A 20,930-nucleotide genomic window follows, 5' to 3' on the forward strand; every position below is an offset into this window, starting at 1 on the left:
CCCTGCGCCGGCCTTTCTTTTTGTGCTCAGTCCGGTGCGCCGTAACCGCCGCGCGGCCAGAAGGGCAGCCGCGCCAGCGCGTTGAGCAGGTAGGCGTACATCCCCTGCCCCGGCGCGACGAGACTGATGAGCACCGAGAGAATCGCGGTCGCGATGAACAGCGGCAGCACCCCGCCGGCGGCACTTCGCAGCGAACGGCGGCGCGGCTCCACGTCCAGATAGCGGATGGCGATGGTCAGCACGGCCAGCATGGTCATGTTGCCCGCATAGACCACCACCGCCGGCGTCAGCCCGCCATAGCGCCCCACCAGCCCCGACGAGAACGGCACGGTGGTGACGAAGAACAGGAACAGCAGCGCAAGGCGCACCGTGTGCCGGTCCACGGTCTCGCTTGAGGGCCGGATCTCGATGCCGCTGCGCCAGAAGGCGCCGAGGACGAAGAAGGAAATCACATAGGTCAGCATCTGGTGCGACAGCGAGACCAGATGCGCCGTCAGGTCCGCCGCCGAGGTGAGCGGAAGATCGTCCGGCAGGCGGATGTCCAGCACCAGCAGGGTCATGGCGAAGGCGAAAATGCCGTCGCTCAGGGCGTCCACGCGCGCCTTGGGGAAGAGGCTCCTGCCGCTGGGTTGCATGCTAGGTGCTCCGGGCCGCCGGCGTGACACATGCGGAAACTCGACCGGGCGGAACGGTCGTCATCGGGCGTCTCACCCGCCGCAACGCCCCAGGATGGCCCCGAAATGCGCGTGTCGGCATCATTTGCGCCAATGACATTTTGCCATTATTGAAACAATCACAACGCGTAGGCGTAAGATAATCCTCTTATCATGTGAGCATGTAGCACGATACCGACAGGAGTTCTCTGGTCGATACGATTGCTGCACATTTTTGGGCAGCCAAGATGAGCCGGCGGTTGACCTGGGCGTTGGTCGTTCTTGCAACCGTTATCGGCACGGTGGTGCCGCTCGCGCCGACCCTCTACGTTTCATGGCGGCTTGCTCTTTCCGCGCAGCAAGAACAACTCGATGCCTATGCATTGCGTGTCCTTGATCATATCGACGCGGTCTACGCCAACGCCGAGTCTGCGCTGCGGACCATTGCTGCGACGCCGTTCCCGCCCTGCTCGTCACAGCAGATTAGCGCCATGTTGCAGATCACCGAAGAGGCGCTGTCTGTTGTCAACATCGGCTATGGCTCGGGAGACGTGGTCGAGTGCAATTCGTGGGGGCCTCTGACCTACAGGTTGGAGCGCGCCCAGACCCAGGTCGCGCAGCCGGATGGCATCGGCCTCAGCCTGAACTGGCGTCCGACAAATTTCGGCACCGACCGGGCGCTCCTCATCCTGCGCCTCCATGGCTACAGCGTGCTCGTGGACCAGCGGCAGTTCTTCAATGCGTGGGAGACCCCGAACCCGTACACGATCTCGGGCGTCCGCACCCGCGCCGGCCTGCCCATCTATGCGAGCTATCGTGACCAGGACCGGCCCGCGCCGCCCGAGGCAGGGGATGCGAGCGTCGAGAAGGTCTCGCGCAACTGGGCGGTGACCGTCCGTCAGCCGCGCATCACATTCCAGGACCATCTGCAGGCCAATCGGGCGGTCCTCCTGCCCCTTTCGGCCGCGATCGCGCTGCTGTCGGCCGCATCCGGGCTTCTGGTGCTGCGCCAGCAACGCTCTCCCCGCGGCGAACTGGCGAGGGCGCTGAAGAACGGCGAACTGGTCGCGCACTATCAGCCCATCATCGAGCTGGCCACGGGGCGCTGCATCGGCGCCGAGGCGCTGGTGCGCTGGCCGCGTGCGGACGGCAGCCAGACGCCACCGGACATGTTCATCCCCCTCGCCGAGGAAACCGGCCTGATCGGGCGCGTGACCGACCGGATGCTCGCCGCAGTCGTCGAGGATCTCGGCGATCTGCTGCGCAATGATCCACACGCGCATGTCAGCATCAACCTCAGCGCCGCCGACATCACCACCGGGCGCATCCTGCCGGTGCTGGAGCGTGTGCTGGATGGCTCCGGCATTCAGCCGAGGCAGATATGGCTCGAAGCGACGGAGCGCAGCTTCATCGATGTGGACGGCGCACGCACCACGCTCCTGGAGCTGCGCCGCCGCGGCCACAGGACCGCGATCGACGATTTCGGCACCGGATATTCCGGCCTCAACTACGTCCAGAACCTGCCTATTGATCTTCTGAAGATCGACCGGTCCTTCATCACCGCCATCAATACAGAGGCGCCCACGCGCGACGTGACCCCCTATATCATCGCCATGGGGCACGAACTGAAACTGCAGATCATCGCCGAGGGTGTGGAGACCGAGAACCAGGCCGAATACCTGCGGGCCCAGGGCGTGAGCTTCGCCCAGGGCTGGCTTTACTCGAAAGCCCTTCCGGCCGCCGCATTTATCGTCTTCTGGGCAGCCAGACGTCGATAGGGCCGGCCACGCTCACCCCGTGATCGAGACCAGCGCCCGCTTCAGCATCACCTTCGCCAGCTGCGCCCGGTATTCGGCGCTGCCGTGAAGGTCGCTCATGAGGTTGGACGGATCGAGCGCGAGGCCCACCACCGCCTGAACCGAGAAATCGGAGGAGAGAATGTCCCCCGCCTCGGTCCACAGGAACACGCCGGACTGCCCGGCCCCGGTCACCGCCACCCGCACCTCGGCAGCCGTCTTGGCCACGAACACGCCGGCCATCGCATAGCGCGAAGCCGGGTTGCGGAACTTGGCGTAGCCGGCCTTCTCCACCTTGGGGAAGTCCACGCGGGTGATGATCTCCCCCTCCCTCAGCGCCGTCTCGAACAGGCCGCGGAAGAAATCGGACGCACCGATGGAGCGGCGGTCCGTCACCACGGTGGCGTTGAGCGCGAGGACGGCGGCGGGATAGTCGGCGGTCGGGTCGTCATTGGCGAGGGAACCGCCGATGGTGCCCCGGTTGCGCACCGCCACGTCGCCGATCATGCCGGCAAGGTCAGCCAGCGCCGGAATGGCGGCCCGCACCAGTTCGGAAGCGGCGACATCCGCATGGCGGGTCATGGCGCCGATGGAGACGCCTTCCGTGGTTGCGCAGATGCCGGACAGCTCCGGGATGCGGGAGAGGTCCACCAGCGCGGTCGGCTGGGCGAGGCGCTGCTTCAGGGTCGGCAGCAGGGTCTGCCCGCCGGCCAGCGCCTTGGCCTCCGGATCGGCGGAGAGCAGCGCGGCGGCGGCGGCGATGGCGTCGGGACGCTGATAGTCGAAGGCGTACATGGCGTCCTCCTATTCCGCAGCAAGACGGGAAGCGCGCGCCTGCGCGATGGCCCACACCCTGGAGGGTGTCGCGGGCATGGGCACGTCCTCGGTGCCGAGCGCGTTGGTGAGCGCGTTGATGACGGCGGGCGGCGCGCCGATGGCCCCGGCCTCGCCGCAGCCCTTGATGCCGAGCGGGTTTGAGGGGCAGCGGGTCTGCGTCATGCCCACGGTGAAGGAGGGCAGGTCGCCGGCGCGGGGCATGGTGTAGTCCATGTAGGAGCCAGTCACGAGCTGGCCGTCTTCGTCATAGGTGACGCCTTCCATCAGCGCCTGGCCGATGCCCTGCCCGATGCCGCCGTGCACCTGTCCTTCCACGATCATGGGATTGATGATCTCGCCGAAATCGTCGATGGCGACGAAGGACTTGATCTCGACGACGCCGGTCTCCGGGTCCACCTCCAGCTCGCAGATGTGGCAGCCGGCGGGGAAGGTGAAGTTGGTGGGGTCGTAGAACGCCCCCTCCTTCAGCCCCGGCTCGATCTCGGAGGTGGGGAATTTGTGCGCCACGTAGGCGTTGAGGGCCACCTCGGCGAAGGCCAGCGAGCGGTCCGTGCCGGCGACGGTGAACCTGCCGTCCTTGAACTCGATGTCCCCTTCCGACGCTTCCAGCATGTGGGCGGCGATCTTCTTCGCCTTGGCCTCGACCTTGTCGAGCGCCTTCACGATGGCCGACATGCCCACCGCGCCGGAGCGCGAGCCGTAGGTGCCCATGCCGAACTGCACCTTGTCGGTGTCGCCGTGCACCACGCTCACCTGATCGATGGGGATGCCGAGGCGGGCGGAGACGAGCTGGGCGAAGGTGGTCTCGTGCCCCTGCCCGTGGCTGTGGGAGCCGGTGAGCACCTCCACATTGCCCGTGGGGTTTACGCGCACTTCCGCGCTTTCCCACAGGCCGACACCGGCGCCGAGCGAGCCCACCGCTGCCGAGGGGGCGATGCCGCAGGCCTCGATATAAGCGGACAGGCCGATGCCGCGCAGCTTGCCGTTGCGCTCGGATTCCGCGCGGCGGGCCGGGAAGCCCTTATAGTCCGCCACCTCCAGCGCCTTGTCGAGGGAGGCGACGTAATCGCCCGCGTCGTAGCACATGATGACGGGCGTCTGGTGCGGGAAGGACTTGATGAAGTTGCGGCGGCGGAACTCGGCCGGGTCCTCCCCGCGCTCGCGTGCCGCCTTCTCCACGATGCGCTCCAGAAGGAACGTCGCCTCCGGCCGCCCAGCGCCGCGATAGGCGTCCACCGGGGCGGTGGTGGTGTAGACGGCATCCACCTCACAATAGATGGCGGGAATGGCGTACTGGCCCGAGAGGAGGGTCGCGTAGAGATAGGTCGGGATGGAGGAGGCGAAGGTGGAGAGATAGGCGCCCATGTTGGCGCGGGTGTGCACCCGGAAGCCGATGATGTGCCCGGCCTCGTCCATCGCCAGCTCGGCATGGGTGATGTGATCGCGGCCGTGGGCATCGGAGAGGAAGGCCTCGGAGCGATCCCCCGTCCACTTCACCGGCCGGCCCACCTTCTTCGCCGCCCAGGTGCAGACCGTCTCCTCCGCATAGATGAAGATCTTGGAGCCGAAGCCACCGCCCACATCGGGGGCGATGACGCGCAGCTTGTTCTCCGGCGCGATGCCGACGAAGGCAGAGAGCACGAGGCGGGCGACGTGCGGGTTCTGGCTGGTGGTCCAGAGGGTGAAGGCCTCGTCGCCGGAATCATATTCGCCGATGGCCGCGCGCGGCTCGATGGCGTTGGGGGCGAGGCGGTTGTTGACGATGTCGATACTCGTCACCTTCGCCGCGCGGGCGAACGCCGCCTCGGTGGCGGCCTTGTCGCCCAGCTCCCACTCGAAGGCGGTGTTGCGCGGGGCGCAGTCGTGGATCTGCTCGCCGTCCGTGGCCGAGGCGAGGTCCGCGACGGCTGGGAGAAGCTCGTATTCCACCTCCACCGCGAGCGCGGCGTCCTTCGCCTGGTTCAGCGTCTCGGCGATGACGACGGCCACATGGTCGCCCACATAGCGCACCTTCTCCTTCGCCAGCGCGGGGTGGGAGCCCATCTTCATGGGGCTGCCGTCCTTGGAATGGATCATCCAGCCGCAGATGAGGTCGCCGAGGCCGTCGGTCGCGAGGTCAGCGCCGGTCAGCACGTCCACCACGCCGGGCATGGCCTTGGCCGCGGTGGCATCGATGTGGCGGATGCGGGCGTGGGCGTAGGGCGAGCGGATGAAATAGGCGTAGGCCTGCCCGGGACGATCCATGTCGTCCGTGTAGCGGCCCTTGCCGGTGATGAAGCGGTGATCTTCCTTGCGCCGGACCGCGGCGCCGATGGGCGTGACGGAGCTGGAAACGCTGGCGTTCATCGGGATCCTCCCGGCGCCGCCCTTTTGCGGGCGCGCAATGTCTGCGAAATGCGTGGCGGACGGGGCGCGGCAGCCGCCTATTCGGCGGCGCGCGGCGCCTCGGCGGAGCCCATGGCGGCGGCGCCCGCGGCCACCGACTTGACGATGTTGTGATAGCCCGTGCAGCGGCAGATATTGCCGTCGAGGTTCTCGCGGATGGTCGCCTCGTCGAGGTTCGGGCCGAAGCGGGCCACGAGATCCACCGCGCTCATGATCATGCCCGGCGTGCAGAAGCCGCACTGCAGGCCATGGTTTTCGCGGAAGGCTTCCTGCATGGGGTGCAGCTTTCCGCCGGTCGCCAGCCCCTCGATGGTGGTGACGGACGCGCCGTCCGCCTGCACGGCGAGCGTGGTGCAGGACTTCACCGCCACCCCGTCGAGATGCACGACGCAGGCCCCGCACTGGCTGGTGTCGCAGCCCACGTGCGTTCCCGTCAGGTCCAGCGTCTCGCGCAGGAACTGCACCAGGAGAATGCGCGGATCGATCTCGGCTGAGACGGACTTGCCGTTCACGGTCAGACGGACGGGGACGCGAACGATGGTCGTCGCCTCGGACATGCCTCACCTCCCTGAGCCGGCGCCTCTCCGGCGCGGGGTTCGTCCCCGCGTCCGGCTATCACGGCGGCCGGCCGTTTTTCATTCCTCCAATGTGGGACCGCGCCGGTGACGCGGTCAAGACGGGGGTGCTCCGATGGGGAACCCGTCACGCTCTCGTGCGCGCGGGCTCCGGCAGGGGCAAGGCGTCGTCCTCGGCGATCAGCGAGGGCTCGCTCTCCTCGGCCTCGATCATCGCCAGCGCATCGGTCCGGGAGGCGAAGCGGTTGGCGATGACGCCGACAATGACTAGCTGGAGGAAGTGGTAGAGCATGATGGGCGTGATGATGAGCGACAGCGCCGGCGCCGCGCCGAACATCACGTGCGCCATGGGCAGGCCCGTCGCCAGCGACTTCTTGGAGGCGCAGAAGGCCACCGCCACCGTGTCCGGCGCGGAAAAGCCCATCAGATGGCAGACGCCGCGTGTCAGCGCATAGACCACCGCGAACAGGCCGACGACGGCGACGATCACTTCGGCCAGCAGCAGCGGGCTAAGTCCGTTCCACACGCCGGAGACCACGCTGTCGCAGAACGAGTTGTAGACGATGGCGAGGATCACCACCCGGTCCGCCGCCTTCACGAAAGCCCGGTGGCGCTCCACCGTCTTGAGCAGGAGCGGGCGCAACGCCTGACCGATGGCCAGCGGCAGGAGAACCAGCGTCACCAGCTTCAGGATGACCGCGCCGAGATCCATCCCGCCCCCCACCGCGTGGAGATACCACGCCATCAGGGCCGGGGTGGCGAACACGCCGATGAGGCTGGAGATGGAGGCGTTGAAGATCGCCACCGGCACGTTGCCCCGCGCCAGCGAGGTCATCGCCACCGAGGATGACACCGTGGAGGGCAACGCCGCGAGGAAGAAGAAGCCGATGGCGAGCGGCTCGGGAAACAGCCCGCCGGCCAGCGCCAGCGCGCCCGCCACTACGGCCGGGAAGACGAGGAAGGTTGTGGCCTGCACCACAAGGTGCAGGTCCCAGCGCGCGGCGCTCTCGATCAGTCGCCGTGGAGACAGCGAGACGCCGTAGAGCAGGAAGATGACCGCCACGCCCCACGTCGCCGCCTTGTCGGCGTGGAGGATGCCGCCGGTGACGCCGGGTTTAGGCCAGGCGAGGGCAAGGACGACGGTGGTGGCGAGGGCGACGAGAAAGGGATCGAGCTTCAGTCGTGACAACATGAGCCATGTGACGAGGCGTGGGGATGATGTCCCCTCCCCGCGGCCGCTTCCCGTCCCCATCGGAACCCGCTGCGCCTGAGGCGCGGAAAGGCTCCGCTTCTTCCGCCACCTAAGCATCCGAGATGCCCGGCTACGGCTGCGCCGATCTTGGTGTCGACAATATACCAGAAAGGTATCTGCCTGCGCCCGCCCCTGCAAGAGCGAAATAAAGGCAGACGAAGCTTGGCAGAAAGCTCCCGTTGACGGGCTTCGCGACGCAATTGTGTCGGCCGAGGGGCCGGGTTATGACTCTCAAATACGGCAGCGCACAATCATCGGGCACGATGAGATAAGAGGCGCCCGAACAGAGGGGTTCAAGCGGCGGATGGATGTCTTCCTCCAGCAGCTCATCAACGGATTGACCCTGGGGTCGATCTACGGACTGATCGCCATCGGCTACACGATGGTCTTCGGCATCATCGGAATGGTGAACTTCGCCCACGGCGACGTGTTCATGGTCAGCGCCTTCATCGCGCTCATCTGCGTTCTGGTGCTGACCACCCTCGTCGGGCTGAGTTCCATCTTCGTCATTCTCGCCATCACCCTCGTGGTGGCGATGCTGTTCACCGGCCTCGTGAGCTGGACCATCGAGCGGGTGGCCTACCGGCCGCTGCGCGGCTCGTTCCGGCTGGCGCCGATGATCTCGGCCATCGGCATGTCCATCCTGCTCTCCAATTTCGTGCAGGTGGCGCAGGGCCCGCGCAACAAGCCGCTGCCGCCCATGGTGACGGACGTGATCGTCGTCATGGAGAACGACGGCTATCAGGTCACGCTCGCCTACAAGCAGATCATCATCATGGTGGTGACGGCGGTGCTGCTGGCGGGCTTCTGGTATCTCGTCCAGAAGACCTCCCTCGGCCGCGCCCAGCGCGCCTGCGAACAGGACCGCAAGATGGCGGCGCTCCTGGGCGTGAACGTGGACCAGACCATCGCCCTCACCTTCGTCATCGGCGCCGCCCTCGCTGCCGTCGCGGGCGTGATGTACCTCATGTACTACGGCGTCGTGAACTTCGCGGACGGCTTCGTGCCGGGCGTGAAGGCCTTCACCGCCGCGGTTCTGGGCGGCATCGGCTCGCTGCCGGGCGCGGTGTTGGGGGGCATCCTCATCGGCCTCATCGAGACCTTCTGGTCCGCCTATTTCTCCATTGAATACAAGGATGTGGCGGCGTTCTCCATCCTTGTGGTCACGCTCATCTTCCTGCCGCAGGGCCTGCTCGGCCGGCCGGAAGTGGAGAAGGTGTGATGGCGTCCGATCCGGCCGCCGAAACCACCGCGCCGCCTGCGGACGCGCGCCCCTCCGCTGTGACCGGCGCCCTCAAGGACGCCATCGTCAGCGGCCTGCTGACAGCGCTCCTGCTGACCCCGCTGGTGGGCTTTCGCGCCAGCGAATCGGGCACCGGCTCGCTGGTCCTCACCTACCGGTTCGGCCTCGTCGCCATCTTCGCCGGCATCGTGATGGTGGGCCGTTTCCTGCTCATGGTCACGGTGTGGAACCCGAACCGCCCGCCCCGCCGCGTCTCCACCACGCCCGGCGCCATGGCCCGGATCGGCGCTCTGGCGGCGCCGGCGGTGAAGCCGGTGTTCTTCAGCTTCGCCATCCTCTACCCGTTCCTGTCCATCCTCATGGCCGGCGGGCTGAGCCCAAGCCGCTACTGGGTGGACCTCGGCATCTATGTGCTCACCTACGTGATGCTCGGCTGGGGCCTCAACATCGTGGTGGGCCTCGCAGGCCTGCTCGACCTTGGCTACGTCGCCTTCTATGCGGTGGGCGCCTACACCTTCGCCTTGCTCTCCACCAGCGTGCCCATCAACGACTTCTTCGCCGGCACGCTGGGCGACGGATTCTGGACCGCCTGGGCGTTCTGGATCTGCCTGCCCCTCTCCGGCATCCTCGCCGCCATGTGGGGCGTCATTCTCGGCTTCCCGGTGCTGCGGCTGCGGGGCGACTATCTCGCCATCGTCACTTTGGCCTTCGGCGAGATCATCCGCCTCGTGCTCATCAACTGGGTGTCGCTGACCAACGGCGGCGCGGGCATCTCCTCCATCCCGCCCATCACCTTCTTCGGCGTGCCGTTCGATTCCTCCGACACCGGGTTCGCGAGCATTTTCGGGCTGGAGTTCAACTCCATGCACCGGATGATCTTCCTCTATTTCGTCATCCTGGGCCTCGCGGCGCTCACCGCCGTCGTCACCATCCGCCTCCGGAAGATGCCGGTGGGCCGGGCGTGGGAAGCGCTGCGCGAGGATGAGATCGCCTGCCGCTCGCTCGGCATCAACACCACGCTGACCAAGCTTACCGCCTTCGCCACCGGCGCCATGTTCGGCGGCTTCGCCGGCGCCTTCTTCGCGGTGCGCATCCGCTTCGTCTCGCCCGAGAGCTTCACCTTCATGGAATCGGCCGTGATCCTCGCCATCGTGGTGCTGGGCGGCATGGGATCGCAGATGGGGGTCGCCGGCGCGGCGATCCTGCTCATCGGTGGCATGGAGCTTCTGCGCAACCTCTCCTTCCTCAAGGCCGACTTCCTGTTCGGTCCGGACTTCGACCCCTCCCTCTACCGCATGCTCATCTTCGGCTTCGCCATGGTGGCGGTGATGGTGTGGCGTCCGCGCGGCCTCGTCTCCAGCCGCATGCCCACCGTTTTCCTGAAGCAGCGCAAGGCGGTATCGGGGTCGCTGGTGAAGGAAGGGCACGGCTGATGGTCGGCGAGCCCCTCTCCCCGGCGCGGACCTGGGAAACCAACCAGATCCTGAGGGTCGATCACCTCTCCATGCGCTTCGGCGGCCTCGTCGCGGTCAACGACGTCTCCTTCGTCGCCGGGCGCGGCGAGGTGACGGCGGTGATCGGCCCCAACGGCGCGGGCAAGACCACGGTCTTCAATTGCATCACCGGCTTCTACAAACCCACCACCGGCCGCCTCGCCTTGTTCCATGGCGGCCCGGCGAGCGGGGCGGAAGTGGACGGCGTCACCGCCTCGGGCCTTCCCTGGGGCAAGTCGCAGGCCGGCGCGCTCTATCTGCTGGAGCGCCTGCCGGACCACAAGGTCGCCTCCTGGGCACGGGTGGCGCGCACCTTCCAGAACATCCGCCTGTTCTCGGGCATGACCATCCTCGAAAACCTGCTGGTGGCGCAGCACATGTCGCTGACCACCTCCGGCCTCATGAATCCCGTCGCCATCCTGAACCTGCCGTCCTGGCAGCGGAAGCAGAAGGGCGCCGTCGACCGCGCGCTCTACTGGCTCAACAAGATCGGCCTCGTCGACCGCGCCGACGATCCGGCCGGCGACCTGCCCTATGGCGACCAGCGGCGCCTCGAGATCGCCCGTGCCATGTGCACGGACCCGGTGCTGCTCTGCCTCGACGAACCCGCCGCCGGCCTCAACCCGCGCGAATCCGCGGCGCTGAACGAGCTGCTGCTGTCCATCCGGCGCGAGCACCAGGCGTCCATCCTGCTCATCGAGCATGACATGTCGGTGGTGATGGAAATCTCGGACCACGTGGTCGTGCTGGAATACGGCTCCAAGATCGCCGACGGCACGCCCGACGAGGTGCGCAACGATCCGCGCGTTATCGCCTCCTATCTCGGCGTCGAGGACGAGGAAGAGGCCGTCGCCGTGGTGGAGGCCGGGGCATGAGCGCGCAGACAGCCACGGAAACCGCCGCCGCCCCCGCTCCCGCCGCGCGCAAGGCGCCGCTCTTGAGCGTGTCCGGCGTCACCGCCTATTACGGCAACATCATCGCGCTCAAGGGCGTGGACATCGATGTGAACGAGGGGGAGATCGTCACCCTCATCGGTGCCAACGGGGCCGGCAAGTCCACCCTGATGATGACCATCTGCGGCAGCCCCCGCGCCCGCGATGGCCGTATCGTCTATGCCGGACGGGACATCACCAGCCTGCCAACCCACGAGATCATGCGGCTCAAGATCGCCCAGTCTCCGGAAGGTCGGCGCATCTTTCCGCGCATGACCGTCTACGAGAATTTGCAGATGGGCGCCGCCATCGACGGCAACGCCCATTTCGCCGAGGATCTGGAGCGCATGTTCACGCTGTTCCCGCGCCTCAAGGAGCGCATCGAGCAGCGCGGCGGCACGCTCTCCGGCGGCGAGCAGCAGATGCTGGCCATCGCCCGCGCCCTCATGAGCCGGCCGCGCCTACTGCTGCTGGACGAGCCCTCCCTCGGCCTCGCGCCCTTGGTGGTGCGGCAGATCTTCGATGCCATCCGCATGCTCAACCGCACCGAGGGGCTGACCGTGTTCCTGGTGGAGCAGAACGCCTTCCACGCGCTGAAGCTCGCCCACCGCGGCTATGTGATGGTGAACGGCCTCGTCACCATGTCCGGCACCGGCGCGGAGCTGCTCGCCCGGCCGGAGGTGCGCGCCGCCTATCTGGAAGGGGGGCGCTGACGTGACCGCACAAGACGCCGCGCGCGATCCCGGCCGCATCACCTCCCCCATGCTCATCGGCCCTCTGGTGGCCTTGGTGGTGCTGCTGGCGGCCCTGTTCATCTGGCCCCACGAGTTGATCGGCGCCTCGCTGGGCGACTTCCTGCTGGTGACGCTGTTCCTCGGCGGCGGGGCGGCGTGGCTCACCGGCAAGGCGGTGGCGCGCTCCTGGGAATCCTACGTCCATCTCGTCGCCTATTGCGCCTTGCTCGCCTGCGCGGTGCGCTTCTGCCACTTCGCGCTGTTCCAGGCGACGCTGTTCGATCTGGAGCCGCTGGTGGTGGAATTCGTGCTGCTCGCCTCCATCGCGACGCTCGGCTTCCGCGCCATGCGGCAGCGGCAGATGACGGTGCAATACGGCTGGATGTACGAGCGCGAGGGCCATGTGGCGTGGCGTCCACGCCGGCCTGACGGAGACTGAACGGCGGGCGCGGTTACCCTCGTGAGAGGGATCGACTCGACCCGTGATTGCGGCACAATGCGCCGCCAACGGATTCACCCCGGCCGGTCGTGACGCCGGCAGGGTGCAGAAGGGGAGACAAGGCATGAAGAAGCTTTTGATGGCGTCGCTGGCGCTCGGCGCCGGCCTCGCCCTGGCGGCGCCGGCCCAGGCGCAGGTGAAGATCGCCGTCGCCGGCCCCATCACCGGCGATCTCGCCGCCGTGGGCGCCCAGCTGAAGAACGGCACCGAGCAGGCCATCGTCGACATCAACGCGTCCGGCGGCATCCTCGGCCAGAAGATCGAGTTCCTGGTGGGTGACGACGGCGGCAAGCCGGAGCAGGGCAAGTCGGCGGCCAACAAGCTGATCACCGACGGCGCCAAGTTCGTCATCGGCCACTACAATTCCGGCGTCTCGATCCCGACCTCGCAGGACTATGAAGAGGCCGGGGTGCTGCAGATCAGCCCCGCCTCCACCAACCCGACCTTCACCGAGCGCAAGATGTGGAACACCTTCCGCACTTGCGGTCGCGACGACCAGCAGGGCGCGGTGGCCGGCGCCTACATCCTGAAGAACTTCAAGGGCAAGAAGATCGCCGTCGTCCACGACAAGACGCCCTACGGCAAGGGCCTCGCCGACGAGACCCAGAAGGCCCTCAACAAGGGCGGCATGAAGGAAGTTCTCTACGAGGGCATCAACCCGAAGGAGAAGGACTATTCGGCCCTGGTCTCCAAGATCAAGGCGACCGGCGCCGACCTCGTCTATTTCGGCGGCCTCTATCCGGAAGCCGGCCTGATCGTGCGCCAGATGCGCGACCAGGGCATGAAGACCGTCCTCATGGGCGGCGACGGCATGATCGACAAGGAGTTCTGGTCCATCGCCGGCGACGGCGCCACCGGCACCCTGACCACCTTCGGTCCCGACCCGCGCAAGAACCCGGCGGCCAAGGCCATCGTGGACAAGTTCAAGGCCAAGGGCATCGATCCCGAGGGCTACGTGCTCTACTCCTACGCCGGCGTGCAGGTCATCAAGCAGGCGGCCGAGGCGGCCAAGTCCCTCGACCCCAAGAAGGTGGCCGAGAAGATCCACTCGGGCATGAAGTTCGACACCGTGCTCGGCCCGCTCACCTTCGACAAGAAGGGCGACATCACCAAGCTCGATTATGTGGTCTACGTCTGGAAGGACGGCACCTACAGCGAGCTGTGATGCCCTGTACTTCAATCGACGCGTGAAAAATCCGAAGCCTGCGCCCCCCTGGCGCAGGCTTCTTCGTTTGAGCCAAACTTCGGCATCGCGCCGTTCCGTGGCGCGCTTGTCTTCGGACCCCGCTTTGGCAATCATGTTGCCACAAGGGCAAGGCGCGTCCCATGCGCCCGAAGCCCGGCGTGCGAAGGCCGGATCAACGGCCCCGCGCCAGACTTTCACACTCATTTCGAGGGGATCGGGATGAACAGGCTTTCCTTCGCCGCGCTTGCCGTCTGCGCCGGCCTCGTCCTCGCGCCCGCCGCGCGGGCCGATGTGAAGATCGCGGCCGCCGGGCCGCTCACCGGCTCCATCGCCGCCTTCGGCGCGCAGATGAAGACCGGCGTCGAGCAGGCGGTGAACGACATCAACGCCGCCGGCGGCATCAACGGGCAGAAGATCGAGCTTCTGGTGGCCGACGACGGCGGCAAACCCGAGCAGGGCGTGGCGGCGGCCAACAAGCTCATCACCGACGGCGCGACCTTCGTCATCGGCCACGTCAATTCCGGCATCTCCATTGCCGCGTCATCGGATTATGCCGATGCCGGCGTGCTGCAGATCAGCCCCGCCTCCACCAATCCCGCCTACACCGAGCGCAAGCTGTGGAACACGTTCCGCACTGCCGGCCGCGACGATCAGCAGGGGCCGGTGGCGGGCGCCTTCCTCGCCGAGAAGTTCAAGAGCGGCAAGATCGCCATCGTCCACGACAAGTCGCCCTACGGAAAGGGCCTCGCCGACGAGACCCAGAAGGCCCTCAACAAGGCCGGCGTGAAGGAAGTGATGTATGAGGGCGTCAACCCCGGCGAGAAGGACTATTCGGCCCTCGTCTCCAAGATGAAGGCGGCCGGCGTCGACGTGATCTACTACGGCGGCCTGCACCCCGAGGCCGGGCTGATCGTCCGCCAGATGCGCGACCAGGGCCTGAAGACCGTGCTGATGGGCGGCGACGCGCTGGCCGACAAGGAATTCTGGTCCATCGCCGGTACCGGCGGCACCGGAACGCTGATGACCTTCGGCCCCGATCCGCGCAAGAACCCGGCGGCTAAGGGCATCGTGGCAGCCATGACCGCGAAGGGCATCGATGCCGAGGGATACGTGCTCTATTCCTATGCCGCCATGCAGGTCATCAAGCAGGCGGCCGAGGCGGCGAAATCCCTCGACCCGCAGAAGGTGGCCGCGCAGATCCACACCGGCATGACCTTCCAGACGGTGCTTGGCCCGCTCTCCTTCGACAAGAAGGGCGATATCACCAAGCCCGACTTCGTGGTCTATGAGTGGAAGGACGGCGGCTACAGCGAGCTGTAGGCCGCCTGCTCCCTTCTTCCCTCGCGGGAGAAGGTGGATCGCGGTGCATGCCGCGCGCCGGATGAGGGGGCGGTGAGCCCCCTCCCCCTCACCCCCGGCCCCTCTCCCGCGAGGGGAGAGGGGAACACGCCGTGCGGGACTTAGCCGGAGGACGCCCATGCCCCAGACCATCACCCGCGGCTACAAGGCCCTCCTCGCCGAGGCGAATGCGAAGGTGGAGACGGTGACGCCGCAGGAGGCGCTGCGCCGCGCCGCCGAGGGCGCGCTGCTGGTGGACCTGCGCGACCCGCGCGAGCTGGAGCGCGAGGGCCGCGTGCCGGGCGCCTTCCATTGCCCGCGCGGCATGCTGGAATTCTGGATCGACCCGGAAAGCCCCTATTTCAAGCCGGTGTTCGGCGAGGACCGGGCGTTCGTCTTCTTCTGCGCCGGCGGCTGGCGCTCCGCGCTCTCGGCCGCGACGGCGCAGGACATGGGGCTGAAGCCGGTCGCCCATGTGGAAGGCGGCTTCAAGGCGTTGCGCGAGGCCGGTGCGCCGTTGGAGGCGCCGTCCGCCTACCCGACCGTCCTGTAGACCTCGTCCGCCCGCTTCTCGAACGCATCGGCGAAGCGGCGGAAGGCCGCGTCGAACATGGCGCCCATGAGCATGCCCAGCGTGCGCGAGCGGAATTCGTAGGAGATGAAGAACTTCACGTCGCACGCGCCGTCGCCCTGGGGCACGAACTCCCAGCGGTTGTCGAGGCGGCTGAAGGGGCCGTCGAGATATTCCACGTGGATGACGAGGCGGGGCCGGTCCAGCGTCACGCGCGAGGTGAAGGTCTCGCGGATGAGCTTGTAGGCGACCGTCATGTCCGCCACGAGGATTTCCACGCCCTCGTCCGACTTGGTACGGCGCTTCACGCGGAGCGCCTGGCAGAGCGGCACGAACTCGGGATAGTGCTCCACGTCCGCCACCAGGTCGAACATGTTTGCGGCGGAATGCCTGACGCGACGGCTGTTGGAGAAGGAGGGCACGTCAGGCCCGTCCGAGCCGCGCCGCGCGGTTGACGCGCAGCTTCTCGAAATCGTCGCCCGCGTGGTGGGACGAGCGGGTGAGCGGGCTCGCCGAGACCATCAGGAAGCCCTTCGCGTAGGCCACCGTCTCATAGGCCTTGAACTCGTCCGGCGTCACGAAGCGCTCCACCTTGTGGTGCTTGCGGGTGGGCTGGAGATACTGGCCGATGGTGATGAAATCCACGTCCGCCGAGCGCAGGTCGTCCATCAGCTGGAGCACCTCGGGCCGCTCCTCGCCGAGGCCGACCATGATGCCGGACTTGGTGAAGATGGACGGGTCCAGCTCCTTCACCTTCTGCAGCAGCCGCAGCGAATGGAAATAGCGCGCCCCCGGCCGCACCGAGAGATAGCGCGAGGGCACCGTCTCCAGATTGTGGTTGAACACGTCCGGCCGCGCGGCGACCACCACCTCCAGCGCGCCGTCCTTGCGCAGGAAGTCGGGGGTGAGGATCTCGATGGTCGTCTTCGGGCTCGCCTTGCGGATGGCGGCGATGGTGCGGGCGAAATGCTCGGCACCGCCGTCGGCGAGGTCGTCCCGGTCCACCGAGGTGATGACGGCGTGGGAGAGGCCCAGCTTGGCGATGGAATCCGCCACCTTCTGCGGCTCGTCCCGGTCGAGGGCGTCGGGCAGGCCGGTGCGCACGTTGCAGAAGGCGCAGGCGCGGGTGCAGGTGTCGCCCATGATCATGAAGGTGGCGTGCTTCTTCTCCCAGCACTCACCGATGTTGGGGCAGCCCGCCTCCTCGCACACGGTGACGAGCCCGTGCTCCTTCACGATGCCGGCGGTCTTCGACCAGCCGGCCGAGCCCGGCGCCTTCACCCGGATCCACTCCGGCTTGCGCAGCACCTCGGTTTCCGGCCGATGCGCCTTCTCCGGATGGCGGGGCCGTTCCCGCGTGTCGATCACCGTGACCATGTGCGAACTTCCATACCCGGCAGGGCGCCATGACGGTGCCTGCGATCCTGCAACATAATATCCTGCGCGGCGCCCCGGAAGGGAGGCCGCCGCAGGGCCGGCATACCCCGGCGTGGGCCGTTCGTCAGCGCGACCTGATCGCCCGCCACACCCACAGAAGGATGATGGCGCCGCCGATGGCGGCAATCAGCGTGCGGAAGAAGCCGTGCACCGGCACGTTCAGCACGCCGGCCAGCTTGTCGCCGATGAAGGCGCCGGCCACGCCGACGAGGAGGTTCGTCAGCAGGCCGTGATTGCTGGCCGTCACCCGCTCCGCCACCCAGCCGGCAATGATGCCGATGATGATGAGCGAGAAGAAGCCGACGCCCGGCTGGCTCAGGAACGCGTAGGTCTGCTGGTCCATGATGGCCCCCTTGGACACGCCCGCAGAAGCGCGGGCGCGTCTGGATCATGCCGCCAACGGCTCCGCGTGGCGAGCGGTACCGCTCCGGTTCCCCGGACCAGCGACGGCGCAGCCGGAGCGCCGAGCCGGGGTCCAGCGCAAGACTCCCGCGCAGCGGACACAAGCGTGGGCGGCAGGAAAGAGCCGCCTTCGGCGAAGTCCTTGCGCTGGATCCCGGCTCTCGCTCCTCGGCACTCACGTGCCGTTGCGCTCGGCCGGGATACACTCCCTCACACGTGGATCGCGCGCCCGTAGGCCGCCATGACGCTCTCGTGCATCATCTCGGACAGGGTGGGGTGCGGGAACACGGCGTGGATGAGGTCTTCCTCGGTGGTCTCGAGGTTCATGGCGATGACGAAGCCCTGGATCAGCTCGGTCACTTCCGCGCCCACCATGTGGGCGCCCAGCAGTTCGCCGGTCTTGGCATCGAAGATGGTCTTCACGAGGCCGTCCGGCTCGCCGAGCGCGATGGCCTTGCCGTTGCCGATGAAGGGGAAGCGGCCGACCTTGATCTCGCGACCGGCCTCCTTGGCCTTCTTCTCGGTGAGGCCCACGGAGGCGATCTGCGGCGTGCAATAGGTGCAGCCGGGGATCTTCAGCTTATCCATGGGGTGGGTGTGGAGTCCCTTGATGGTCTCGACGCAGATCACGCCCTCATGCTCGGCCTTGTGCGCCAGCATGGGCGGGCCGGCGATGTCGCCGATGGCATAGACGCCGGGCACGCTGGTGCGGCCATAGCCGTCCGCGACGATGATGCCGCGCTCGATCTTCACGCCGATGGCCTCCAGTCCGAGGCCCTCCACGTTGCCCACCACGCCCACGGCCGAGATCATCCGGTCCACGGTGATGTCGTGCTTGGCGCCCTTGGAATCCTCCACATGGGCTGTGAGGCTGTCGGCGTGCTTGGTCACACCCGTGACCTTGGCGCCGGACATGATCTTCATGCCCAGCTTCTCGAAGCGCTTGCGGGCGATGGCGGCGATTTCCTCGTCCTCCACGGGGAGGATTTGCGGCAGCACCTCCACCACTGTCACGTCCACGCCCATGGTGCGGTAGAAGGAAGCGAACTCGATGCCGATGGCGCCGGAGCCCATGACCAGCAGGCTCTTGGGCATCTTCTCGGGCACCATGGCCTCGAAATAGGTCCAGATCAGCTTCTTGTCGGGCTCGAGGCCCGGCAGCGCGCGCGGGCGGGCGCCGGTGGCGACGATGATGTGCTTGGCGGTGTAGTCGCCGCCGCCCTTGGCGTTCTTGGGCGGGCTCGGGCTGGCCTCGACCTTGAGCTTGCCGGGGGCAGTGAAGGTGGCCTTGCCCCAGATCACGTCCACCTTGTTCTTGTTGAGCAGGAAGCCGACGCCGGTGGCGAGCTGGGAGGAGACGCCGCGCGAGCGCTTCACCACGGCCGCCGCATCGAAGCCGATCTTCTCGGCGGAGAGGCCGTAGTCCTTGGCGTGCTCCATGTAGTGGTAGATCTCGGCGGAGCGCAGCAGCGCCTTGGTGGGGATGCAGCCCCAGTTCAGGCAGATGCCGCCGAGGTGGCTCTTCTCCACCACCGCGGTCTTGAAGCCGAGCTGCGCCGCGCGGATGGCGGCCACATAGCCGCCCGGCCCGCCGCCGATGACGATGATGTCGTAGGTATCAGCCATGGAAGGTCTCCTCGCCGCGCGCTGTTGCGGCGGGCTCTGGTCGTGATGGGGATCGGGGCGTCCCGAGGCGGCCGCCGGCGTGGGCTTCGGCGAGGCGCAAAAGCGCCTCCTCGAACAGGGAAAGGTCGCGGAAGGGATCCTCGGCCGGGGCGTCGGCCTGGATCACCGGCAGGCAGCAGGCATGGAGCGCCTCGGCCAGCATGAGATTGTCGAAATGGCCGAAGTCTTCCACATGGAGGCCATCCGCCATCAGGCTGTCCGGCCCCTCCGGCGCGGCGCCGATGGTGGCGCGGGCGCGGTGCTTCAGCTCGCCGGGATGATTGGAATAGGCAGCCACCGGCTTGCCGAGGGCGAAGGCGAAACCCACCTCGAAGGCCGTGCCGGGATCGGCACTAATGCCGCGAAAGGGCGTGAGGTTGGCGAGCACCGCATCGGCGGTCCGCATCATGCTCACATTGGCGGAGAAGATCGCGGTGGCGGAAATCCCGCCCGTCGCATCGAGGGCGATCTCGCCATCGAGGGGAAACAGGCCTGTGAACCCGTGGCGGGCACACAACTCCACCTTGCGCCGGCCGATCTCGCGCGCATCGTCGAGGAACACCTCCGGGCCGGCGAGATAGAGCTTCATCGGGTGGGCTGGTCCTTCCGTTCCCCGTTCGATCCCTCCCCCGCAAGCGGGAGAGGGGTCAGGCTGCACCGGGGCGGGAACCCTGCCCCCTCAGCCCCTCACTTGGTGAGGATGGCGAAAAGCTCATCCTTGAGGCGCATGCGCTCGCGGCGCATGGCTTCCATCTCCTCGTCGCCGGTGGGCTCCACGTCGGTCTCGGCCCGGTGCACCTGACGGTTCACCTCGTGATAGGCCTCGTGGAGCTTGGCGAAATGAGCATCGGAGAGCTTCAGCGCCTGGATCTTCTCGGCATATTCCGGGAAGTCGGCGGCGAGCTCGTGGGGCGTGTGGCTCATTGTTTTTCCTTTCTGGGGTCGAACGGCACCAGGCGCCGCTGCCCCGCAGCTACACTGCTCCGCTGCGGCAGGATTTGATCTGCCGCAGCCCGGTCCGGCCGGCGGAGGCGCAGGCCTCGCGCCGGCGAAGTCGCGTCAGCTGCGACCTCAGACCAGCATCGCCATGGGCTTCTCGACGAAGCCCTTGAACGCGCTGAGGAGTTCCGCGCCGAGCGCGCCGTCCATCACCCGGTGGTCGCAGGTCATGGTGACGGTCATCTGGGTGACGACCTTCACTTCGCCGCCCTTCACCACCGCCCGCTGCTCCGAGGCACCCACCGCGAGGATGGAGGACTGCGGCGCGTTGATGATGGCGGTGAAGTTGCGCATCCCCATCATGCCGAGGTTCGACACCGAGGTGGAGCCGCCGGAATATTCCTCCGGCTTCAGCTTCTTGGTGCGGGCACGCGCGGCGAGGTCGCGCATCTCGTTGGAGATGGTGGAGAGGGTCTTCTGCTCCGCCTTCTTCACGATGGGGGCATAGAGGCCGCCATCGATGGCGACAGCGACGCCCACGTCCGAGTGCTTCATGCGCAGGATGCGGTCCTCGGCCCACACGGCGTTGGCCGCCGGCACCTTCTGGAGCGCGAGCGCCAGCGCCTTGATGATGAAGTCGTTGACCGAGACGCGGTAGGACGGCTTGCCGTCCTTGTCCTTCGACGCATTGGCATTGACCTGTTCGCGCAGGGCCATGAGGTCGTCGAGGTCGCAATCCACCGTCAGGTAGAAGTGCGGGGTGAGCTGCTCGCTCTCCACCAGACGACGCGCGATGGTCTTGCGCATGCCGTCGAGCTGCACTTCCTCGTAGGTGCCGGCCTCGAACATGGCCTTCACCTGATCCGCCGTGGGACCGGTGAGAGCAGCCGTCGCCTTGGGCGCGGGAGCCGCCGCCGCAGGGGCCGCAGCAGCCGCAGCCGGTGCGGGCGCCGCGGCCGGCTTCGCGCCGGGCTGTGCACCCTCCAGGTCGCG

21 protein-coding genes are annotated in these 20,930 nt (G+C 67.2%); 9 read left to right on the forward strand and 12 right to left on the reverse strand.

Going from position 1 to position 20,930, the window contains the following annotated elements; genetic code table 11:
- Nucleotides 1-26: 26 nt before the first annotated feature.
- The gene (locus tag ACE3QW_RS14105) at nt 27-635 is read right to left on the reverse strand and encodes a TMEM175 family protein (protein ID WP_374251943.1); all 609 of its coding nucleotides are present in this window, start codon (nt 633-635) and stop codon (nt 27-29) included.
- Nucleotides 636-913: 278 nt separating this feature from the next.
- On the opposite strand from ACE3QW_RS14105, the gene ACE3QW_RS14110 reads away from it, so the two are divergent.
- Nucleotides 914-2,431: an EAL domain-containing protein gene (locus ACE3QW_RS14110; RefSeq protein ID WP_374251945.1), complete on the forward strand. Its 1,518-nt coding sequence runs from the start codon at nt 914-916 to the stop codon at nt 2,429-2,431.
- 12 nt (nt 2,432-2,443) lie between these two features.
- Here the strand turns inward: ACE3QW_RS14110 and ACE3QW_RS14115 are convergent, their stop codons facing one another.
- The 4 genes from ACE3QW_RS14115 to ACE3QW_RS14130 form a co-directional block, all read right to left on the reverse strand.
- Complete coding sequence (locus ACE3QW_RS14115) at nt 2,444-3,244, reverse strand: xanthine dehydrogenase family protein subunit M (RefSeq protein WP_374251947.1); 801 nt, start codon at nt 3,242-3,244, stop codon at nt 2,444-2,446.
- A gap of 9 nt (nt 3,245-3,253) precedes the next feature.
- Nucleotides 3,254-5,632 carry a xanthine dehydrogenase family protein molybdopterin-binding subunit gene (locus ACE3QW_RS14120; protein ID WP_374251949.1) on the reverse strand — a complete coding sequence of 793 codons (2,379 nt, stop codon included), beginning with the start codon at nt 5,630-5,632 and terminating at the stop codon, nt 3,254-3,256.
- Nucleotides 5,633-5,709: 77 nt separating this feature from the next.
- On the reverse strand, nt 5,710-6,228 hold the full coding sequence (locus ACE3QW_RS14125; protein ID WP_374251951.1) for a (2Fe-2S)-binding protein: 519 nt from the start codon (nt 6,226-6,228) through the stop codon (nt 5,710-5,712).
- Nucleotides 6,229-6,373: 145 nt separating this feature from the next.
- A complete protein-coding gene (locus ACE3QW_RS14130; protein ID WP_374251953.1) occupies nt 6,374-7,438 on the reverse strand; it encodes a bile acid:sodium symporter family protein in 1,065 nt (354 codons plus the stop codon).
- A gap of 364 nt (nt 7,439-7,802) precedes the next feature.
- Between ACE3QW_RS14130 and ACE3QW_RS14135 the strand changes: the two genes are divergently transcribed.
- From ACE3QW_RS14135 to ACE3QW_RS14170, 8 genes are all read left to right on the forward strand, one after another.
- Complete coding sequence (locus ACE3QW_RS14135; protein WP_029558474.1) at nt 7,803-8,720, forward strand: branched-chain amino acid ABC transporter permease; 918 nt, start codon at nt 7,803-7,805, stop codon at nt 8,718-8,720.
- Entirely contained in the window at nt 8,720-10,174 is a 1,455-nt protein-coding gene (gene livM, locus ACE3QW_RS14140; RefSeq protein ID WP_374251955.1) for a high-affinity branched-chain amino acid ABC transporter permease LivM, read from the forward strand. The genes ACE3QW_RS14135 and livM overlap by 1 nt, the downstream gene beginning before the upstream one ends.
- Entirely contained in the window at nt 10,174-11,109 is a 936-nt protein-coding gene (locus ACE3QW_RS14145) for an ABC transporter ATP-binding protein (RefSeq protein WP_374251956.1), read from the forward strand. Before livM ends, ACE3QW_RS14145 begins: the two co-directional genes overlap by 1 nt.
- Complete coding sequence (locus tag ACE3QW_RS14150) at nt 11,106-11,879, forward strand: ABC transporter ATP-binding protein (RefSeq protein ID WP_374251958.1); 774 nt, start codon at nt 11,106-11,108, stop codon at nt 11,877-11,879. The genes ACE3QW_RS14145 and ACE3QW_RS14150 overlap by 4 nt, the downstream gene beginning before the upstream one ends.
- 1 nt (nt 11,880) lies before the next feature.
- Nucleotides 11,881-12,339 carry a DUF6867 family protein gene (locus ACE3QW_RS14155; RefSeq protein WP_374251960.1) on the forward strand — a complete coding sequence of 153 codons (459 nt, stop codon included), beginning with the start codon at nt 11,881-11,883 and terminating at the stop codon, nt 12,337-12,339.
- A gap of 124 nt (nt 12,340-12,463) precedes the next feature.
- Nucleotides 12,464-13,564, forward strand: a complete 1,101-nt coding sequence (locus ACE3QW_RS14160) for a branched-chain amino acid ABC transporter substrate-binding protein (protein ID WP_029558468.1) — start codon at nt 12,464-12,466, stop codon at nt 13,562-13,564.
- 240 nt (nt 13,565-13,804) lie between these two features.
- Entirely contained in the window at nt 13,805-14,905 is a 1,101-nt protein-coding gene (locus ACE3QW_RS14165) for a branched-chain amino acid ABC transporter substrate-binding protein (RefSeq protein WP_374251963.1), read from the forward strand.
- Nucleotides 14,906-15,062: 157 nt separating this feature from the next.
- Entirely contained in the window at nt 15,063-15,476 is a 414-nt protein-coding gene (locus ACE3QW_RS14170) for a rhodanese-like domain-containing protein (protein WP_374251965.1), read from the forward strand.
- Here ACE3QW_RS14170 and ACE3QW_RS14175 read toward each other — a convergent pair.
- From ACE3QW_RS14175 to ACE3QW_RS14205, 7 genes are all read right to left on the reverse strand, one after another.
- The gene (locus tag ACE3QW_RS14175; RefSeq protein ID WP_374251967.1) at nt 15,458-15,916 is read right to left on the reverse strand and encodes a type II toxin-antitoxin system RatA family toxin; all 459 of its coding nucleotides are present in this window, start codon (nt 15,914-15,916) and stop codon (nt 15,458-15,460) included. The two genes, ACE3QW_RS14170 and ACE3QW_RS14175, sit on opposite strands and share 19 nt — an antisense overlap.
- Before the next feature lies 1 nt (nt 15,917).
- Nucleotides 15,918-16,871: a lipoyl synthase gene (gene lipA / locus ACE3QW_RS14180; protein ID WP_374251968.1), complete on the reverse strand. Its 954-nt coding sequence runs from the start codon at nt 16,869-16,871 to the stop codon at nt 15,918-15,920.
- A gap of 124 nt (nt 16,872-16,995) precedes the next feature.
- Nucleotides 16,996-17,274, reverse strand: a complete 279-nt coding sequence (locus ACE3QW_RS14185) for a GlsB/YeaQ/YmgE family stress response membrane protein (RefSeq protein WP_029558464.1) — start codon at nt 17,272-17,274, stop codon at nt 16,996-16,998.
- A 269-nt stretch (nt 17,275-17,543) separates the two neighbouring features.
- Entirely contained in the window at nt 17,544-18,959 is a 1,416-nt protein-coding gene (lpdA, locus tag ACE3QW_RS14190) for a dihydrolipoyl dehydrogenase (RefSeq protein ID WP_374251970.1), read from the reverse strand.
- On the reverse strand, nt 18,952-19,587 hold the full coding sequence (locus ACE3QW_RS14195; protein WP_374251972.1) for a nucleoside 2-deoxyribosyltransferase: 636 nt from the start codon (nt 19,585-19,587) through the stop codon (nt 18,952-18,954). The genes lpdA and ACE3QW_RS14195 overlap by 8 nt, the downstream gene beginning before the upstream one ends.
- Before the next feature lie 98 nt (nt 19,588-19,685).
- Nucleotides 19,686-19,922, reverse strand: coding sequence for a YdcH family protein (locus ACE3QW_RS14200; RefSeq protein WP_024279097.1), 237 nt, complete (start codon nt 19,920-19,922; stop codon nt 19,686-19,688).
- 147 nt (nt 19,923-20,069) lie between these two features.
- A partial coding sequence (locus tag ACE3QW_RS14205) for a 2-oxo acid dehydrogenase subunit E2 (RefSeq protein ID WP_374251974.1) occupies nt 20,070-20,930 on the reverse strand: 861 nt, incomplete at its 5' end.

This window comes from Xanthobacter sp., assembly GCF_041911315.1.
GTDB lineage: Bacteria > Pseudomonadota > Alphaproteobacteria > Rhizobiales > Xanthobacteraceae > Xanthobacter > Xanthobacter aminoxidans.

What these genes read in the sequence shown, in the direction of transcription:
- ACE3QW_RS14105 (WP_374251943.1), bottom strand. Translation starts at nt 635, where the DNA reads ATGCAACCCAGCGGCAGGAGCCTCTTCCCCAAGGCGCGCGTGGACGCC.
- ACE3QW_RS14115 (WP_374251947.1), bottom strand. Translation starts at nt 3,244, where the DNA reads ATGTACGCCTTCGACTATCAGCGTCCCGACGCCATCGCCGCCGCCGCC.
- ACE3QW_RS14120 (WP_374251949.1), bottom strand. Translation starts at nt 5,632, where the DNA reads ATGAACGCCAGCGTTTCCAGCTCCGTCACGCCCATCGGCGCCGCGGTC.
- ACE3QW_RS14125 (WP_374251951.1), bottom strand. Translation starts at nt 6,228, where the DNA reads ATGTCCGAGGCGACGACCATCGTTCGCGTCCCCGTCCGTCTGACCGTG.
- ACE3QW_RS14130 (WP_374251953.1), bottom strand. Translation starts at nt 7,438, where the DNA reads ATGTTGTCACGACTGAAGCTCGATCCCTTTCTCGTCGCCCTCGCCACC.
- ACE3QW_RS14135 (WP_029558474.1), top strand. Translation starts at nt 7,803, where the DNA reads ATGGATGTCTTCCTCCAGCAGCTCATCAACGGATTGACCCTGGGGTCG.
- livM (WP_374251955.1), top strand. Translation starts at nt 8,720, where the DNA reads ATGGCGTCCGATCCGGCCGCCGAAACCACCGCGCCGCCTGCGGACGCG.
- ACE3QW_RS14145 (WP_374251956.1), top strand. Translation starts at nt 10,174, where the DNA reads ATGGTCGGCGAGCCCCTCTCCCCGGCGCGGACCTGGGAAACCAACCAG.
- ACE3QW_RS14150 (WP_374251958.1), top strand. Translation starts at nt 11,106, where the DNA reads ATGAGCGCGCAGACAGCCACGGAAACCGCCGCCGCCCCCGCTCCCGCC.
- ACE3QW_RS14160 (WP_029558468.1), top strand. Translation starts at nt 12,464, where the DNA reads ATGAAGAAGCTTTTGATGGCGTCGCTGGCGCTCGGCGCCGGCCTCGCC.
- ACE3QW_RS14165 (WP_374251963.1), top strand. Translation starts at nt 13,805, where the DNA reads ATGAACAGGCTTTCCTTCGCCGCGCTTGCCGTCTGCGCCGGCCTCGTC.
- ACE3QW_RS14170 (WP_374251965.1), top strand. Translation starts at nt 15,063, where the DNA reads ATGCCCCAGACCATCACCCGCGGCTACAAGGCCCTCCTCGCCGAGGCG.
- lipA (WP_374251968.1), bottom strand. Translation starts at nt 16,871, where the DNA reads ATGGTCACGGTGATCGACACGCGGGAACGGCCCCGCCATCCGGAGAAG.
- ACE3QW_RS14185 (WP_029558464.1), bottom strand. Translation starts at nt 17,274, where the DNA reads ATGGACCAGCAGACCTACGCGTTCCTGAGCCAGCCGGGCGTCGGCTTC.
- lpdA (WP_374251970.1), bottom strand. Translation starts at nt 18,959, where the DNA reads ATGGCTGATACCTACGACATCATCGTCATCGGCGGCGGGCCGGGCGGC.
- ACE3QW_RS14195 (WP_374251972.1), bottom strand. Translation starts at nt 19,587, where the DNA reads ATGAAGCTCTATCTCGCCGGCCCGGAGGTGTTCCTCGACGATGCGCGC.
- ACE3QW_RS14200 (WP_024279097.1), bottom strand. Translation starts at nt 19,922, where the DNA reads ATGAGCCACACGCCCCACGAGCTCGCCGCCGACTTCCCGGAATATGCC.